Genomic DNA, 17,284 nt, shown 5'->3' with positions numbered 1-17,284 from the left:
TACGTACCCTCCGTGCGGCGCCCTGCCCAGGGGGAGCTGGTTCGGTCGCCGGCAGGGCGTTCTCAAGCCGTCCCCTGCCGTGATGACGGAACCAGCGTGAAGACGTGGCCAGCGCCAGTTGCCACCCCGTCTGATCCCGATGGCCCGAAGGGCTTTTAGGTGCGCTGGCCGAGCGGCGCCGCAGTAACTTCACACCCAGAAATGTAACCCTTGACACACGTCTAGTAACGCGCGTAACCTCTATCTATGCGCAGGTAACGCGCGTTACCTATCTGGCAGCACCACCGACTATCACCGGAGCATTCAATGGCGAAAACCACCACCTCGAACCATGCCGGGGCTGCGCGGCAGCGGGGTGTCACCATGAATGATGTTGCCAAGCACGCCGGCGTTTCCCGGACCGCGGTCTCGTTCGTGCTGAGCAACCGCGAAAATGCCAGCATCTCCGAGGAGACCCGCGCCCGGATCAACGAAGCTGTTCAGGTTTTGGGCTACCGCCCGAATGCCGGGGCACGTGCGCTGGCATCCCAGCGCAGTGGCTGGTACGGGATTGTCACCGAGATCGTGACGGCACCGTTCGCCGTCGACATCATCAAAGGTGCACAGGACCAGGCCTGGCTCGACCGTCGGTTCCTGCTCATCGCGCCCTCCGACCAGGCCGATGCCGTAGGACCCAACCAGGGCATGGAAGATGCCGCCATTGAAAAGCTGCTGGAACAACGCGTGGAAGGCCTTCTCTATGCAGCCACGTACCACCGGGGCGTTCACGTTCCCGAAAGCGCCAACGAGGTACCCACCGTCCTGATCAACTGCTTCGATGCAGACGGAAGGCTGCCCTCGATTGTCCCCGACGAGCGAGCGGGCGGCCGCGTCGCCGTCGAACGATTGCTCCAAGCCGGCCACCGGCGGATCGGAGTGATCAACCTGGACCCGGATATTCCGGCAGCAGTCGGACGTTTGGCAGGTGCCCGCGAAGCACTTGCCGACGCCGGCCTCGAGCTGGACCCGCAGCTCGTGGTGCCCGGACATGCGACGGCTGACGGCGGGTACGAGGCCGCCTGTGAAATCCTGGACCGCTACACGGAAAAAGACAGGCCAACCGCGCTGTTCTGCCTCAATGACCGCATGGCGATGGGCGCTTACGACGCCATCAAAGAACGGGGCCTGGCCATCCCCGGAGACATCGCCGTGATCGGCTTCGACAACCAGGAACTGATTGCGGCCTACCTTAGGCCCAAGCTGACCACGGTTGCGTTGCCGTTTGAAAAAATGGGCGCCCTGGGAGTCCAGACGCTCGCAGCTCTTACAGCAGGACAGCCGATAATTGCCGACCAGCAATTAGTCGGCTGTCCGCTGCTAGAACGCTCTTCGGTCTGACCGCGAAATCAATAGCGAAGAGCAACCCCTCCCCCACCCCTTCACCTTGCTGATGAAGATAGGAAAGAGATAACCATCATGACACAACCCCGATTCCTGAGGGCTGCCCGTACAACGGCGGCCGGGCTGGCGGTGGGCGCACTGCTGCTGACCGGCTGTGCAGCCACCGTGAACAAGCCTGCCGGCACCGACGCCGCAGCGAACGCCAGCGCCTTCCTCACCATTCCGCGTGAGGACATGGGCACGTTTGTGCAGAACTTCAACCCGTTCGCACCCACCGTCAACCCGATGGTCCAGCAGTCCATCTACGAGTCGCTGCTGATCTTCAACCCGGCCAAGGGTGACACCGTGCCGTGGCTGGCCACTGAATGGGAGGCCGCCGACGACGGCAAGTCCATCACCTTCACCCTGCGCGATGGCGTTAAGTGGTCCGACGGCCAACCGTTCGTGGCCGAGGACGTCGCTTACTCCTTCGAGCTCCAGAAGAAGATCAAGGGTGGTTACGACTATCTGGACACCGTTGCCGCGGAAGGCACCAACAAAGTTACCTTCAACTTCAACAAGCCCTGGTCGCCGGCCCTCCACGACGTCGGACAACTCACCATCTTGCCCAAGCACATCTGGTCCGCCCTCGCCGATCCGGAGAAGGACGCCAATGCCAAGCCCGTCGGCACAGGCCCTTACACCGAGGTTGACAGTTTCCAGGCCCAGTCGTTTGTGCTGAAGAGGAACCCCAACTACTGGCAACCGGAAAAGCAGAAGATCGCCGGTATCAAGATGCTCGCCTTTGCAGGAAACGACGGCGCCAACCTCGCCGCCGCGAACGGCGACGTGGACTGGGCTCCGCAGTACATCCCGAACATCGAAAAGACGTTCGTTTCCAAGGACAAGGAACACCGCCACTACTGGTTCCCGGCCACGGGCGCCATGATCAACTGGCAGCTCAACACCACCAAGGCCCCCTTCAACGATGTTGATGTCCGCAAGGCCCTGAGCATGGCCGTTGACCGGGAGCAGGTCACCAAGATCGGCATGAGTGGCTACGCCAAGCCTGCGGACTGCACCGGACTCTCCGGTAACTACGAGACCTGGAAGAACAACGAGGTCAAGGAGAACTGCACCTGGACCAAGCTGGATGTCCAGAAGGCCAATGAGCTGCTGGACAAGGCGGGCTACCCGAAGGGTGCTGACGGCAAACGCACGCTCAAGGATGGCAAGCCTTTCGAATTCAAGATCTCCGTGGGCGCGTCGTCTTCTGACTGGCTGTCCGTGGCCAACGTGATCGCGCAGAACCTGGCAGAAGTCGGCGTCACAGCAAAGGTGGAGTCCCCGGACTGGGCTGCCGTGGTTGCCGGCTACGAGACGGGCGACTTCGACTCCGGCATCGTCTGGAGCGCCAATGACCCCAGCCCGTACAAGTACTTCAACACCTCCATGGGCACGGCCACCGTCAAGCCCGTAGGCATCAAGACGTTCGACAACTACCACCGCTTCGGCGACACCAAAGCCGATGCCCTGCTGGCGGAATTCGCTGCCGAGGCCGAGGAGTCCAAGCAGAAGGACATCGCCAACAAGCTGCAGGAACAATACGACGACGTCGCACCGCTGGTGCCTCTGTTCTCCGGCCCGGAATGGGGCGCCTTCAACGACACCCGCTTCACCGGCTGGCCCACCGAGGGCAACCCTTATGCCACCCTTTCGGTCCGTGCACCTACGACGGTGCTGGTGCTGACCACGCTGGAACCGCGCAAGTAGCGTAGCGGGTCACCCACACTGCACGCCCGGCGGGCAACCAACCCCGCCGGGCGTGCCCCCAAACTTTCCGCAATTCCCGAAATGGAGGGAAACCGTGCGCTTCATCCTGCGCCGCCTGGGTTTCTACCTGATCGCCTTCTGGGCATCCATCACCCTAAATTTCCTGCTCCCGCGCTTCATGCCCGGGGACCCCGTCTCCCGCATGTTCGCCCGCTCCCAGGACAGAATGCAGCCTGAACAGATCGAGGCCCTGCGCAAGCTGCTCGGCGTTGACGACCGGCCTCTCTGGGAGCAATACACCGGCTATCTCCACAACATCTTCACCGGGCAAATGGGCGTCTCCATCTCACGTTTCCCCACTCCGGTCACCGAGGTCATTGCGTCCCAGATCGGCTGGACCCTCCTGCTCGGTGGAACCGCACTGGTGATTGCCGCCGTCGCGGGTAACCTGCTGGGCATCCTGGCCGCCTGGCGGCGCGGCGGCGCGATCGACTCCGCGCTTCCGCCGCTGCTCGTATTCATCGGCTCGTTCCCGTACTTCTGGCTCGCGATGGGCGCGCTGTACCTGTTCGGCGTGGTGCTGGGCTGGTTCCCCATCCGCCACGCGTTCACGGCCGGCTTGGAGCCCGCCTTCACGTGGGAGTTCATCGGCGACGTCGGGGCGCACCTCGTCCTGCCGGCGTTGACGATTGTGCTGGTATCCATTGGCGGCTGGATGTTGGGCATGCGGAACACCATGATCGCCACGAACTCGGAGGATTACATCACCATGGCCGAGGCCAAGGGCCTCCGGCCGGGCCGCATCATGCTCCGCTACGCCGCCCGGAACGCCATGCTCCCGTCGGTCACAAGCTTCGGCATGGGACTGGGCTTCGTGGTGGGCGGTGCGCTGCTCACCGAGGTGGTGTTCGCCTACCCCGGCGTCGGCTACCAACTCCTCAACGCCGTCCAAGGCCTCGACTACCCGCTCATGCAGGGCCTGTTCCTGACCATCACCGCCGCCGTGCTGCTGGCGAACTTTCTGGTGGACATCCTCTACGTCCGCCTCGACCCGCGCGTGCGCAGCAACTGAGGGACCCATCATGACAACCGCAATTCTGAAGCAGCCCACTCAGCCCATAGCTGCCCGCAAGCCCAACCGCAGTTTCGTCCACGGACTTATCTCCAACAAGAAAGCCCTGGTGGGCATGGTCGTGATGCTCGTGTTCATCGCGCTTGCGTTGCTGGCGCCCGTGCTGTTCCCTGGAGACCCGTCGCGGATCACCGCGATGGCCTCGCTGGAACCGTCTCCCGAGCACTGGCTCGGCACCACGGCCAAAGGTCAGGACGTGCTTGCCCTGACTGTCCACGGCTCCCGCAGTTCCCTGTTCGTCGGGTTGACTGTGGGCTTCGCATCCACCTTCATCGGCATTTTGGTGGGCCTGGCCTCGGCGTACTTTGGCAAGTTCATTGACGAAGCACTGTCCCTGGTGACCAACGTCTTCCTGCTCCTTCCCGGGCTGCCGCTCCTTGTCATCCTGGCCGCGTTCCTGCCGCCGGGTTTGGGAACCGTGATCCTGGTCCTCGTGGTCACCGGCTGGGCTGGGTCGGCACGTGTATTGCGCTCTCAGGCGCTGTCCATCCGCTCAAAGGACTTTGTGGCCGCGGCGGTGGTGTCCGGCGAACGGGCTGGCCGTATCATGTTCCGCGAGATCCTGCCGAACATGGCCTCGATCGTCATGGGTACCCTGCTGGCCTGCGTGATCTACGGCATCGGCGCCCAGGCAGGCCTGGAGTTCCTTGGCCTGGGTGACGTCAGCACCGTCTCCTGGGGCAACAACCTCTTCTGGGCCGGCAACGAGGGCGCACTGCTCACCGGCAGCTGGTGGGTGTTCGTACCCTCGGGCGTTTGCATCGCACTGGTCGCCTTCGCCCTGGCCCTCATTAACTACGCCGTGGACGAGGTCACCAACCCGCGGCTGCGGAAGATCAAAACCCCGAAAGATACCGAAAAGAGCGCCGCCAAATGACCATCTCCCAAGTGTCCTTCGGCTCCCGTGAACCCGTCCTGGACGTCAAGGACCTCACCGTCAAGTACATCGGCGACACCCGCTCCACCACTGCCGTAGACCGCGTTTCCTTCAGCATCGGCACCGGTGAGGTGTTCGGGCTCGCAGGGGAATCCGGCTGCGGAAAATCAACCATTGCCAACTCGATCATGCGGCTGCTCAAGGATCCCGCGAAGATCGCAGGCGGCAGCATTTCCTTCGGCGGCAAGGACGTCCTGGCCATGAGCCCGGAAGAGCTGCGGCGCTTCCGATGGCAGGACGTGGCCATGGTCTTCCAGTCAGCCATGAACTCGCTCAATCCCGTGCTGACCATCGGCGAACAGATCGTGGACATCTTCACCACCCACGCCGGCTACTCCCGCAAGGAATCCCTCCGGCGCGCCGGTGAACTGCTGGAACTGGTGAGGATAGACCCCGCACGCCTCAAGTCCTACCCGCACCAGCTCTCGGGCGGCATGCGGCAGCGAGCCGTGATTGCCATGGCCGTGGCGCTCAAGCCGTCGCTCCTGATTCTGGACGAGCCCACCACCGCGCTGGACGTGGTGGTGCAGCAGGAGATCATGGCCCAGATCAAGGAACTCCAGCGCGAGCTCGGCTTCTCTGTCCTGTTCATCACGCACGACATGTCACTCATGGTGGAACTCTCGCACCGCATGGCCGTGATGTACGGCGGCAGGATCGTGGAGACGGCGAAGGCGCAGGACGTCTACACCAACCCCCGCCACCCCTACACCCAGGCGCTGATGGGCGCGTTCCCGCCGCTCACCGGCCCGCGGGTTCCGCTGACGGGACTGCCCGACGGCGTGAAGTTCCGTAACATCCCGGACCTCACCGAGGCGGCACCCGGCCATTTCGTGGCACCTGTCAGTCCCGACGCTTCAGCGGCTGACGCCGCCATTATGGAAGGAGCCGCACGATGAGCCACGCTGTACAGTCTTCATCACGTCCAGACGTTTCCACCCAAACGCCCGCCCTCGAGGTCCGCGGACTGGGTAAGTCCTTCCCCATGGGTGGCCTGTTCTCCCGGGAGTCCGTCCGGGCCCTGCACGGCATCGACCTGACCATTGGCCGCGGCGAAATCGTGGCCCTCGTGGGAGAGTCCGGGTCGGGTAAGAGCACCCTGGCCCGCTGCGTTGCCCGGCTGGAAAAGCCGAGCTCCGGCGAGATCCTGATCGACGGCGTCGACGTCCTCAAGCGCGACCGCTTCCAGGCATCGCGAGCCTTCCGCTCCCAACTGCAGATGGTCTTCCAGGACCCCTTCGGCTCGCTGAATCCTGCCCACAGAGTGGAGCACTTCCTGCGGAGGTCCCTGGCGATCCACCGGAAGGGCGGCAGCTCCGAGACGGAGACGCAGCAGCGACTCGAGCATCTCATGACCACCGTGGGCCTGCAGGCCGACATGCTGAACTCCTACCCGCACGAACTCTCCGGCGGGCAGCGCCAACGAGTCGCGATTGCCCGGGCCCTTGCCGTGGAACCACAGGTCATCCTCGCCGACGAACCCACCTCCATGCTGGACGTCTCAGTCCGGATCGGCGTGCTTAACCTGATGCGCAAGCTCCGCGATGAGCAGGAAATCTCCATGCTCTACATCACACACGACCTCGCCTCGGCCCGATACCTCGCGGACCGGACGGCGGTCATGTTCGCGGGAGAGCTCGTTGAAGAGGGCGAGTCCTTGGAACTCCTGGCCAACCCGGCCCACCCGTACACACAGCTGCTGGTCTCAGCCGTCCCGGATCCTGCCCGGGCGGGCTCGTACGATCCCGTCCGCCGGGCCGAACTGCGGCAGGCGGTGATGGCTTCGACCACCTGCACTTTCGACGGCGACCCAAACCAGACCTGCTCAGCCGAGGAACCCGTTCGCCACCGCGTGGGAGGCCCCGACAACCGCCACTGGGTGCGCTGCCACCTCTACCAGCCGTGGGCTGGCGCCGCCGGCCATGCCCTGGCAGGCGAACCGACCCAACCCAACCGCCCGGCGTCGAACGCTCAAGAAGAGGCATCCGCGTGACTGACCTGACCCACCCGCTCGCAACCGTTCCACAGGATGAGTTGGTTGCCCGCGCCGACGCCGACCCCCTCCGGCCACGCTTCCATTTCGTGTCACCGGCCGGTTGGCTCAACGATCCCAACGGCGTCAGCCAATGGAACGGCATTTACCACCTCTTCTACCAGTACAACCCGGAGGGCGCTTTCCACCACCGCATCCAGTGGGGTCACGCCACCAGCACGGACCTCGTCACATGGACAGACCGGCCCGTTGCCATGGAACCGTCGGCCGGAGCGGACGCCGAGGGCTGCTGGTCCGGGGTATTGGTGAACGACGGCGGTACGCCCACCTTGGTGTATTCGGGGCGGTCCGAGGGCAAGGAACTGCCCTGCGTCGCCGTAGGATCCCCGGACCTGCTGAACTGGACCAAGGACCCCCGAAATCCCGTGATCGCAGCACCGCCGGCTGGAGTAGACATCACGGCGTACCGCGATCACTGCGTCTGGCGTGAAGGAACGAAGTGGCGGCAGTTAGTGGGTTCCGGCATTCGTCAGCGCGGCGGTACGGCGTTCTTGTACGAGTCGCCGGACCTGCGCTCGTGGGACTACATCGGACCGTTATTCATCGGCGATGCCTCGCATGGCGATCCTGCGGACACTGACTGGACGGGGACCATGTGGGAATGCGTGGACCTTTTCCGGACGGGCCAGGGTTCGCTGGGGTCTGCGCCTTCTGACGGCTCGCCGGATGTGCTGGTTTTCTCCGCCTGGAACGACGGCGACACCCGCCACCCGCTGTACTGGACCGGCCGATACGCCGGGGATACCTTTGAGCCCGCGGCCCTGCACCGCCTCGACTACGGAGGCCGCTTCTTCTACGCACCGCAATCATTCGAGGATGAGTCCGGGCGACGTGTCATGTTCGGCTGGATGCAGGAAGGCCGAAGTGATGCCGCAATGGTGGAGGCCGGTTGGTCCGGGGTGATGAGCCTGCCGCGAATCGTCACTACCGCGGACGACGGTACTCTCCGCTTCGCACCCGTACCAGAAATCAAGAAGCTGCGCCGTGACCACGCCGGCCTGCCCGGACAGGTGCTGACCGGCGCCCTGGTGCCCCTGGAAACCGGCTTGTCCGGCAAGCAACTCGACCTCGAACTGGACTTGCAACTGGCACCGGGCGCACTGCTGCGACTCGGTGTTCTGGGCTCCATTGATAGGGGCACCTCCGGCAACCCCGACGAGGAAACAATTATTGAGCTGTACAGGGCGGGTGACGGCGGCAACAATGGCACGCTCCGCCTGGACCGCACGCGAAGCAGCCTGGATCTAACCGTTGATGTGGAAGACAAGTCAGGACCCGTCCCCATGTCCGAAGGGCGGGTGCACCTGCGTGTCATCCTGGACCGATCCGCCGTCGAAATTTTTGCCAACGGGATAGCGCTCACCGCCCGCGTCTACCCCACCCTTGGCGGGGAACACGTCAGCCTTGCCGCCGAAGGCACGGCACAGGTACTCTCCCTCGACGCATGGACCATGGCCGAAATCTTTGACGGTACCCGGAGCCTCTTTCCCTGAACCGGAGGCACTAGAACAATACCCACTCTCACAGCAGCATCGAGGCTGCCCAAGTAGAAGCAGGAACGCATGCAAGATTCACCCGCGGTCTCTCGTCGTTCACTCCTTACCGGAAGCGGGGCGGCGGCACTCAGCGGATCGCTCGCACTTTCAGCGGCGTTCGCCGAATCCGCCGCAGCCGCACCGGCCAGGACACCAGATCCAGCATCAAGCAACTCAATTTCAAAAGGGTCACGCCGGATGCGTCCGACCTATCACTTCAGCGTCCCGGACAACTGGAAGAACGACCCTCAGCGCCCCATCTACATAGACGGGGAATACCACTACTACTACCTGTACAACGCTGACTATCTGCGGGGCGGCGGAGGCACATCCTGGCGCCGCGCGACTACCACGGATCACGTCGCCTTCACTGACCACGGCGTCGCCATCCCGAAGTTCAGCGACGATAACGGCGACTGCTGGTCAGGGTCCCTTGTGGTCGACGAGCGGAATACCGCCGGATATGGCGAGGGTGCGGTGATCGCCCTCGTGACACAGGCGCCCGAAGGCCGCCAGGCCCAGTACCTCTGGTACTCGACGGACCGGGGGCGCTCGTTCCGGGCCGCCGGTAAGGCCCCGGTGCTGCCGAACCCCGGAGTGCACGACTTCCGCGACCCCAAGGTGATCTGGGACGCTGACCGCGGACGGTGGTTCATGGCGAATGCCGAAGGGCAGAAGCTCGGCTTCTACACATCCGCCGACCTGCAGTCCTGGCGGCGCGTTGGCGAGTTCGTACGCACCGATCTCGGGCTTCTGGAATGCCCTGACATCTTCCGCATGACCGCTGACGACGGCACCTCCCACTGGATCCTCGGCACGAGTGCCAACGGCAAAGCCCGTGGCCTGCCCGCAACCTACGCGTACTGGACAGGCACCTTCGATGGAACATCGTTCACGCCTGATCAGCCCGAGCCCGAATGGCTCGATTATGGCTATGACTTTTATGGAGCAGTCACTTATACACATCACGACGCGTCGGGTGCGGAAGATGAGACCCTCCGCCGAGCAATCGGGTGGGCGAACTTCTGGGACTACCCCCACAACACGCCGACCCTTGAGACGGACGGCTACAACGGCGATGACATGATCGTGCGCGACGTCCGCCTCAAACAGGCGGACGGTGGGTACCACCTCGTCTCCGCCCCTACGTCAGCGCTGGAAAATCATGTGAAGCGCACCCGCGTCCTGGGCGACATAGTTGTAAAGGGCACCCGCGACCTCGAGGTCCGGTCACATGCTTACGACCTGACCTGCGAGCTCGTCTGGGACCCCGCTTCCGCACCTTCCAACGTTGGCCTTGAACTATGCCGTGCACAGGGAGGCGGCAGGCATGTTGCCGCCGGTGCATTCCTGCGGGGCCCCTTCGCCTATCTCAACAGGCGTCCCACCATCAACCCAACCGGCGGCGAAACCCAGACTCCGATTGACCCTTCGACAGGACGACTCACCATCCGCATCCTCGTGGACCTTACGAGCGTGGAGATGTTCATCGGAGACGGACGGGTGGTGCACTCGCACCGGGTATTCCCTCTGCATGGCGACAACGGTATTCGCCTTTACGCCCATGAAGGAGCCGCCACTTTCCGGAACCTGACCATTCACGAAATCAAAGCAACCCGATAGTCCAAACCTAACTGTCCTGGCAGGTCATTCTGCAGACCAGGGTATGGGTCTGCAGAATGACCTGCCAGACATCCCCAAGAATTACCTTCCACGAGAGACAGACATGGAGTACTTTGAAGCAGCGCAGGGCGACGTACATCAGACGCCTGACGTCATCGTTGTGGGCGAACCGCTGATAGACGCCGGGTTTCCATTACGTATGCCGAATGATTGCGCCCCGGCGCTCGGTGCCTTGCTGGACTACACCCCGTCCTGACGTTAGGCAGGAGTGAAAAGCTCGTCAACATAGAGTCCGGAAAGCAGTTCCTGCACGTGTCCGCCGAACAGTCTTGGATTCAAACCTGTGAGCCGGCCACGCTGAGCTACCTCGGCAATTGCGCAACAGCCTGTTGCACAATTGCGGGTGCTTGGGGGGAACCCAGGGCCCGGTGCCCACAGCCGGGGACAATCTTTGGGGGTTATCAACCGCTGCTGCTGCAGAGGGAGCTACCCTAACGGCTCCCAATTTTCCAGCCGTGGATAACCCAGTTGACCCCAGCCATGGACAGCTAAAAGTCGACTCATCTCCGGCAGTGGTCCCGGCAGCAAAGGCTTAAGCATCTCCCTCGTTCTTTTCATCCCATCGTGACCATCCAGCGGTGCTAGTCAAAGATTTCTGCTTCAGGGGTCTTATGGGGAAGTGCAGTTCTGTCTAGGGCCGAGGTTTTGTGCCCGTCGTAACCGCATTTTTTGAACGGGCCTTCCTTGTCCATGAGGACGCGCATGTGTGGGTCGGCGTGGTTCAGCCACCAGGTGCTGACCCCGAGGGCCGGCTCCAGCCGTAAGTGTTCCCAGGCCCGCCAAATTGCTTCCATCCGAATCAGGACTTCGGGGTGTTTGTACCACTCGGGCACCACGCGTAGGCTGCGCCCTCGTTGACTTCCGGGACATAGGACTGGGCGAAGAGATCAGCGAAGAACTCCACGGCGCTGGAGTACACCAGTTCCGGTCCGGGCTCAGCGTGGCCGTGCCCGCCGGCCGGGGACTGCTCCTCTTCGTCCCCGCCTGGGCGCTGTTCAGGAACGGCCGCGCGCTGGGGACGCTCATGATTTGAGTGGCCTTCTTCCTGTGCCTGCTTGATGGTCAACGGCCTGACGATCTGGCTCCCCATGTTGATGGTGGAGGCGGGTACGCCCTGCGCCCCAGCCTGACCTGCATGATCGTCCTCAACGTGGGGGTAATCATCGGCACCCTGGTGCTGGGAAAGCTCGCGGACAACTGGGGCGTCAAACGGGTGCTCATCCCCAAGTTCGTGATCTCCGCAGTCTCGCTGACCTTGCTGGGGTTCGCCGACAACATGGCGGTCCTGCTGCTGCTCGTGGCCATCACCAGGGCATGCACCATGGGGGCAAAGAACATGTCCTACGCCTTCGTGCCCCAGTACTACCCGTCCTTCATGCGCTCGGCGGCAATCGGGCTGGCCTCCGGCGTCGGAGGGATGGGCGCCGTTGTCGGCCCGACGTTCGGAGGCGTCCTTCTGACACTAAGACGGCGGGACAGCCCGGAAACGCCGAGGCCGCAGCCGACGACGGCGGGCCGAGCCCGGCGGCGAGTCGCCTTGGGTACGACAAACGACGGCGGCACGCACCATTTCGGTGCGTGCGGCCGTCGAAGTTCCGGGGATCAACCGTTTCGCGCCACGGACGGCACTGACATGCTTGAGGGGTGACATCGATCTCGACGGAAAGTCCACGTACCGCGCTCAGCTGGAAGCTGGTGCCGGCGGTGCTTGTCTCGCTGTCCGGAGTGCTGCTCTTTGGCGTCGAGAATGACCCCCTTGGCTACGGCGTGCTTGCCACAGGCCTGGTCACGGCGGCTTTCATCGACCGCGAGTTGATGCGGCACCTCACACTGATCGCAGCCGGCATGGTCATCATCAGCGCGGTTCCGCTGAACGCCGATTTGAGCATCCAGCACATTGTCCTCATGGGTGGTGCCCTCTCCTTGGCCGTCCTGGTGCCGTGGCTGGTGTCGCGGTACATCTACGGCGAGAGGATTATCCAGTTTCCGGTGAACACCGGCCGTAAATGGCCGTTGACCGCGCGGTTGTACCTGATCGGTGTGGTCCTGCTCGGTTACTTCATCCTGCCCGCGTACTTGATCCGCACCGGGGTCTACCAGAACTGGCCGGACGCATCCGACCCGGTCATTTTTTGGCGGCTCTTTCTCGGAGTGAACGCTGTTGGTATCTGGGACGAGCTGTTCTTTATCTGCACCACGTTCGCACTGCTGCGGCAACACTTCCCGGACTGGCTGGCCAACATCCTGCAGGCTGTGATCTTCTCGTCCTTTCTCTGGGAGATCGGCTACCAGGCGTGGGGGCCGCTGCTGACGTTCCCGTTCGCCCTGTTGCAGGGCTACACCTTCAAGCTGACAAAGTCCCTCACCTATGTAGTGACAGTGCACCTGACCTTCGACTTCGTTTTGTTCCTCGCGCTGGTGCACGCACACAACCGCGACTGGCTGCCGATCTTCCTGTACTGATCACGCGTGGGCCGCTTATGTCGGCGCGCGGCTCACCTTTACCAGTGATGGGGAGCGCGGCCCCTTCCTCATCCGGGCAGCCAAATCAGAGTGAGCGGAGGATCCCGCGCTCCCGCCCAGTTACTGGCCAAGAAAGCGGTCCAGACCAGGCGACACGCCGTGGAGGGGCCTGCTCCGAAGAGGTAACCGGGCAGGAGCACAGTTTCGCCGTGCGCGGAAACAGATCCGGAACCTGGAACAGGAAAGGCGCCGCGGGGAGGTCTCTCCGCGGCGCCTGAGTTGTGTGAATCACATTGCCCTGTGGATCCTTATGCCTTACGCCGGAACAACTGCGGGCACGGGTTCACGGACCAGTTCGTGTGCAAGGTCGACGGCCAGATCCCCGACCACCTGCTCGTACAGCAGCCCGCCCTTGGCAGTGCTGGAACCCGCGGCGGATGACAGGCAACCGGTGGCGGGTGTCCGCTCCGGCACCACCGGCAGCCTGTCGAAGCGCGGCAGGACGGCGGCAGGCCCGTCGATCAGGCGGTCCATGGCAACCCGGGCCGGTTCGAGGTGGAGCATGAGCGAGGTTTCCAGGACCCCGCCGTGCTCGATGTCCCAGCCCGGGAAGCCATCGGGGTAGACCTGCGTCAGCGTGTCCTGGCTGACAAAGTCCCAATACGAGAGCAGCAGCACGCTCTGCGCTGCACCGGGCTTAATCCCAAGCTCGTCCAGGGCCAGGTCGATTCCCTCGTACAGGAACTGATAGTTCTCGAAGTGGCCGTTGATGAAGACCACGTGCCGGACGCCCTGGTTGAGGAAGGACTTGATCAGGTTGCGCGCCACGCCGACGAGGGTGGCGCCATCCAGGCTGACGGTACCCGAGAGGTGGTTGCCGCCGCCGGACTTTTGCTGCGACTTGTACCCGTAGGCGATCGGCTGGGCAACCAGTGCACCCAGCCGCCGGGCGACGCCCTCCGCGAAGTGGGAGGACAGGATGGTGTCCGTTCCCAGCGGAAGGTGAGGGCCGTGCTGCTCCAGGGAACCGACGGGAATGATGACGATCGCCTCCCCGGATGCCAAGGCTTCGCGGTAGGCAAAGGCGTCCAGGTCTTCCAGAAACACTGACTTGTCCATGCTGGTGATCTCCTGGTCAGAGGGCGACGGGGGCGGTGGTGGCGGCGGAGAGGTCGCTGACGCGAGGCTGAGCGGAAACCGGGGCATCCTCGGCGGCGCTGGGCACCTGCAGGTATTTCCGGTGGAAACGCGGGCCCATCAGTGCATAGGCTGCGGCGCTGGACAGCCCGCCGGCCAGCCAGGAAAGATCCCATCCGCCGAGGGCGACGGCGACCGGGCCCTGCATCGCCGGAACAAGCCCGTACATAAACAGCCAGGTGGCGAAGATGCCGATGAGCAGGGAAGCGATGCCGGCGGGGTTCACGCCAGGCAGGCGCTTGGTGCCCACCGCGTCGAACAGGCGGGCCGGGTCGCCGGGCCAACGCTTCTCGATCCAGAAGTAGTGCACCAGCATGACCCCGCCCCAGGCGGCGACCCACGCTACGAGTCCGATCAGCCACGCGTCCAGGACGGCGGCGAAGTCCTCCTGGAAGATGAAGAAGACGACGGCGGCGAGGGAGAACACACCGACGAAGAGGTTGAGTTTGCGGCGGCTGATGGTGATGTCGAGGGCCTGCGTCGCGACGGAGAAAGTGTAGATGTTCAGGATGTTGGTGGCGATCGGACCGTGCAGCACCATCAGCAGTACCGGGAGCGCCATGACTCCGAAGTTCTGGACGATGAGTTTGCCGGGGTCGATCTCGCCGCTGTTGGTGGCCAGGCTGGCGCCCAGGATTCCAAGCCAGACCACGGGGATGAACTGCCCCAGGACCGAGGCCAGGTAGACCTTGCGCTTCGGCACTTCGGTGCTGACGAACCGGGAGTAGTCGGCGGCGTAGGTGAACCAGGTAATGCCCCAGCCGATGCCGATCGCCGTCATGACAGCGCTCATCGCGGCGATGCGCTCGGAGCCTTCGAGGATGTTGCCGGCAGGCCCGGCGTAGGACCAGTTAATCTTCATGCCGAACCAGGCGACGGCGGACATCACGGCGAGGATGATGATGGTGGGCGGCACTGTCCACTTTTCGAACGCCGCAATGGCCTTGTAGCCGAACCAGGCGATGGCGACCTGCGCAGCCATGATGGCAGTGGCGACGCCGATCTTCCAGGCGTAGTTGTGGGCAGTCGGGTCAACCCAGCCGAGGGTGCCGAACAGCGCCATCACCAGGTCCAGGATGATCCAGGTGTTGACTGCGCACCAGCCGATGACCAGCAGCGCCTGGATGGCGGCCGGAAGGTAGTTTCCGCGGCGGCCAAATGCGGCCCGGGCCAGGACCATGCCGGTCGCCCCCGTCTTCTGCCCCAGCAACACAAAGCAGCCGAAGAGCAGCATGCCGATCAGGTTCCCCAGAACCAGGACAGTGACAGTGTCGGCGAAACCTAGGCCAAGGTGGATGCCGAGTGCGCCGAGCACCCAGTTGATCGGCGCGAGGTTGGCGCCGGCCCAGATCCAGAACTGACCTGAGACCTTCCGGGTCCGCTGGGATTCGGGAATGGGCTGGAGCCAGGCTTCGACGTCTTCGTTGATCGCCGGTGCGGAGCTAGCCGAAATCTGAGGGGGGTTTTCACGCATTGGAGCCTCCGTGAGTAAGTGGGGTCCCTTCAAGATTATGTGGCACATGCCACATTCGCCTATATAGTATGTGTCTAGTTAATACGTGCTTTACGCGACGGAGTGTCATGCCAATACGTCTTCAGGATGTCCTCGACCACCCGACCTTCACAGCCGCCGATCCGATCGTCCGTGCGGCGGCGGGCAGCGCTGCCAGAACCCAGCTCCGATGGATCCACTCCAGTGAGATTCTGGACATCGCCCCGCTACTTGAGGGAGGGGAGCTGCTGCTGACGGGAGGGGAAGCCCTCGCTCTCGCCTCCGAGGAGCAGCGCATTACCTACATCCGCCAACTGGCAGAGCGGGGCGTGGCCGCCTTGGCCATCGAAACCGGCGTCGCCCTCCCGTCGCTCCCGTCCTCGATGGTGTCGGCTGCCGAGGCGGCCGGCCTTCCCCTGATCGAGCTTCGCAAGGTTGTGCCGTTTGTCAGTGTCATGCAGGCGATCAACTCGTCACTGGTCAGCGAGTCGGTTTCCCAGTTGCGGAGGGCTGATGAGGCCAGCCACGCGATGGCCGTTGAGCTGGCGCACGGAGGCAGCCTGGACCGGATTCTGGCCGTGCTCGCCGGCATCACCCATGCTGAGGTGACCCTGGCTTCACTCACGGGTGCTGCCCTGGCCAGTGCAATGCCGGAGCACGCTGAGACCGCCGACGACGCGGCCGGCTCCACGGCCGAGTCCGCGCCTGCGCCGCAGGAACACACACGCCTGATCCACATCGACGTTCCGGTGCGCGGGATCCTTGCGGCGCAGTTGTTGCTCCGGGTTCCGGCGGGCGAGGACGAGAACCTTGCCCGGACTGCCGGCAAACGTTCCGTGGACATTCTGACCCTGGCCATGCTGCAGCGGATGTCACCCGGACTGCGGGAGGTCGCCGGAGCTGCGCTGATCCGCGCGATCGACTCGGGCAGCCAGCCCTGGCGGCTTCAACACTTGGCGTCAGCTGCCGGAATTCCGGTCTCCACCCCACTCGTCGCCCTGGTGGTGCGGTCGGATATCTCCCAACAGCTGCGGACGTCGGTGGAACAGCATCTAGCGCGGGCGGCGCAGTCCCACGCCACGTATGTCGATAACGCCGAACTTCTCGCCGTAGCCAGCCTGGCCGGGGATGCCTCAGAAGAGAGCCGGCAGCGGCTCTTGATGGGCCTCTCGGAGCTGCCGGCGATGGCTGGAACGCTAGCCGCCGTGGGCCCCCTGGTGGCCGGAATTTCGGACGCTTCCTGGTCGCTGTCCGAAGCCAAGCTCACACTGGAGCTAGCGGCTTCCGCCGAGCATGCCCACCCGGGAATCGGCGGACCGCACGGGTCCTTGATCGACGCCGAGGCATTCGCAGTGGAACGTCTCGCCGTTCAATCGCTGGACCCGGACCAACAGCGGAACTTCGTGCGCCGGCAACTGGGCGTGCTCCTGGACCACGATGCACAACGCAATTCGCGGCTGCTCGACACCCTGGCCACGTGGCTGGACTGCGGGTGCAACACCGCCCACGCAGCCCGCGAGCTTCATCTGGAACGGCAGTCAATGCACCAGCGACTGCGGCGGATTTTCGAGCTGTGCGGCGGTGACCCGCGGGACACGGGCCGGCTGGCGGCACTGCATTTGGCCGCCCGCCTGGCCAGGCTCGCCTGACTTTCCCCGCC

General features: G+C 63.8%; 16 protein-coding genes. 12 read left to right on the top strand and 4 right to left on the bottom strand.

Annotated features, from left to right (window positions below):
- The first annotated feature begins 306 nt into the window (after positions 1 to 306).
- The 9 genes from ABIB29_RS07980 (at position 307) to ABIB29_RS07940 (ending at position 10,668) form a co-directional block, all read left to right on the top strand.
- Positions 307 to 1,377 carry a LacI family DNA-binding transcriptional regulator gene (locus tag ABIB29_RS07980; RefSeq protein ID WP_354171653.1) on the top strand — a complete coding sequence of 357 codons (1,071 nt, stop codon included), beginning with the start codon at positions 307 to 309 and terminating at the stop codon, positions 1,375 to 1,377.
- Positions 1,378 to 1,455: 78 nt separating this feature from the next.
- Positions 1,456 to 3,132: an ABC transporter substrate-binding protein gene (locus tag ABIB29_RS07975; RefSeq protein WP_354171651.1), complete on the top strand. Its 1,677-nt coding sequence runs from the start codon at positions 1,456 to 1,458 to the stop codon at positions 3,130 to 3,132.
- A 94-nt stretch (positions 3,133 to 3,226) separates the two neighbouring features.
- Positions 3,227 to 4,204, top strand: a complete 978-nt coding sequence (locus ABIB29_RS07970; protein ID WP_354171650.1) for an ABC transporter permease — start codon at positions 3,227 to 3,229, stop codon at positions 4,202 to 4,204.
- Positions 4,205 to 4,214: 10 nt separating this feature from the next.
- The gene (locus ABIB29_RS07965; RefSeq protein WP_354171648.1) at positions 4,215 to 5,141 is read left to right on the top strand and encodes an ABC transporter permease; all 927 of its coding nucleotides are present in this window, start codon (positions 4,215 to 4,217) and stop codon (positions 5,139 to 5,141) included.
- Positions 5,138 to 6,100 (top strand): ABC transporter ATP-binding protein, encoded by a 963-nt coding sequence (locus ABIB29_RS07960; RefSeq protein ID WP_354171646.1) that lies wholly within the window; start codon positions 5,138 to 5,140, stop codon positions 6,098 to 6,100. The genes ABIB29_RS07965 and ABIB29_RS07960 overlap by 4 nt, the downstream gene beginning before the upstream one ends.
- Complete coding sequence (locus ABIB29_RS07955) at positions 6,097 to 7,194, top strand: ATP-binding cassette domain-containing protein (RefSeq protein ID WP_354171644.1); 1,098 nt, start codon at positions 6,097 to 6,099, stop codon at positions 7,192 to 7,194. Before ABIB29_RS07960 ends, ABIB29_RS07955 begins: the two co-directional genes overlap by 4 nt.
- The gene (locus ABIB29_RS07950; RefSeq protein ID WP_354171642.1) at positions 7,191 to 8,747 is read left to right on the top strand and encodes a glycoside hydrolase family 32 protein; all 1,557 of its coding nucleotides are present in this window, start codon (positions 7,191 to 7,193) and stop codon (positions 8,745 to 8,747) included. The genes ABIB29_RS07955 and ABIB29_RS07950 overlap by 4 nt, the downstream gene beginning before the upstream one ends.
- Positions 8,748 to 8,987: 240 nt before the next feature.
- Positions 8,988 to 10,412, top strand: a complete 1,425-nt coding sequence (locus ABIB29_RS07945; RefSeq protein WP_354171640.1) for a glycoside hydrolase family 32 protein — start codon at positions 8,988 to 8,990, stop codon at positions 10,410 to 10,412.
- A 103-nt stretch (positions 10,413 to 10,515) separates the two neighbouring features.
- Positions 10,516 to 10,668 (top strand): hypothetical protein, encoded by a 153-nt coding sequence (locus ABIB29_RS07940; protein ID WP_354171638.1) that lies wholly within the window; start codon positions 10,516 to 10,518, stop codon positions 10,666 to 10,668.
- A gap of 385 nt (positions 10,669 to 11,053) precedes the next feature.
- Here the strand turns inward: ABIB29_RS07940 and ABIB29_RS07935 are convergent, their stop codons facing one another.
- Positions 11,054 to 11,266, bottom strand: coding sequence for a DUF4913 domain-containing protein (locus tag ABIB29_RS07935; protein ID WP_354171637.1), 213 nt, complete (start codon positions 11,264 to 11,266; stop codon positions 11,054 to 11,056).
- Between the two features lie 5 nt (positions 11,267 to 11,271).
- The gene (locus ABIB29_RS07930) at positions 11,272 to 11,562 is read right to left on the bottom strand and encodes a hypothetical protein (RefSeq protein ID WP_354171635.1); all 291 of its coding nucleotides are present in this window, start codon (positions 11,560 to 11,562) and stop codon (positions 11,272 to 11,274) included.
- 45 nt (positions 11,563 to 11,607) lie between these two features.
- Here ABIB29_RS07930 and ABIB29_RS07925 point away from each other — a divergent pair, with 45 nt between their 5' ends.
- Both ABIB29_RS07925 and ABIB29_RS07920 read left to right on the top strand, forming a co-directional pair.
- Positions 11,608 to 12,120, top strand: coding sequence for an MFS transporter (locus ABIB29_RS07925; RefSeq protein WP_354171633.1), 513 nt, complete (start codon positions 11,608 to 11,610; stop codon positions 12,118 to 12,120).
- Entirely contained in the window at positions 12,117 to 12,935 is an 819-nt protein-coding gene (locus ABIB29_RS07920) for a CPBP family glutamic-type intramembrane protease (protein ID WP_354171631.1), read from the top strand. The genes ABIB29_RS07925 and ABIB29_RS07920 overlap by 4 nt, the downstream gene beginning before the upstream one ends.
- A 315-nt stretch (positions 12,936 to 13,250) precedes the next feature.
- On the opposite strand, the gene ABIB29_RS07915 is transcribed toward ABIB29_RS07920, so the two are convergent.
- Positions 13,251 to 14,054, bottom strand: a complete 804-nt coding sequence (locus ABIB29_RS07915) for a creatininase (protein ID WP_354171629.1) — start codon at positions 14,052 to 14,054, stop codon at positions 13,251 to 13,253.
- A 16-nt stretch (positions 14,055 to 14,070) separates the two neighbouring features.
- On the bottom strand, positions 14,071 to 15,606 hold the full coding sequence (locus ABIB29_RS07910; RefSeq protein WP_354171627.1) for a purine-cytosine permease family protein: 1,536 nt from the start codon (positions 15,604 to 15,606) through the stop codon (positions 14,071 to 14,073).
- Positions 15,607 to 15,713: 107 nt separating this feature from the next.
- Here ABIB29_RS07910 and ABIB29_RS07905 point away from each other — a divergent pair, with 107 nt between their 5' ends.
- Entirely contained in the window at positions 15,714 to 17,273 is a 1,560-nt protein-coding gene (locus ABIB29_RS07905) for a PucR family transcriptional regulator (RefSeq protein WP_354171625.1), read from the top strand.
- Positions 17,274 to 17,284 lie beyond the last annotated feature (11 nt).

Source organism: Arthrobacter sp. UYEF36 (assembly GCF_040547025.1).
Taxonomy (GTDB): domain Bacteria; phylum Actinomycetota; class Actinomycetes; order Actinomycetales; family Micrococcaceae; genus Arthrobacter.
The sequence above is the reverse complement of the archived record's forward strand: the minus strand, read 5'-3'. Positions and strand labels throughout refer to the sequence as shown.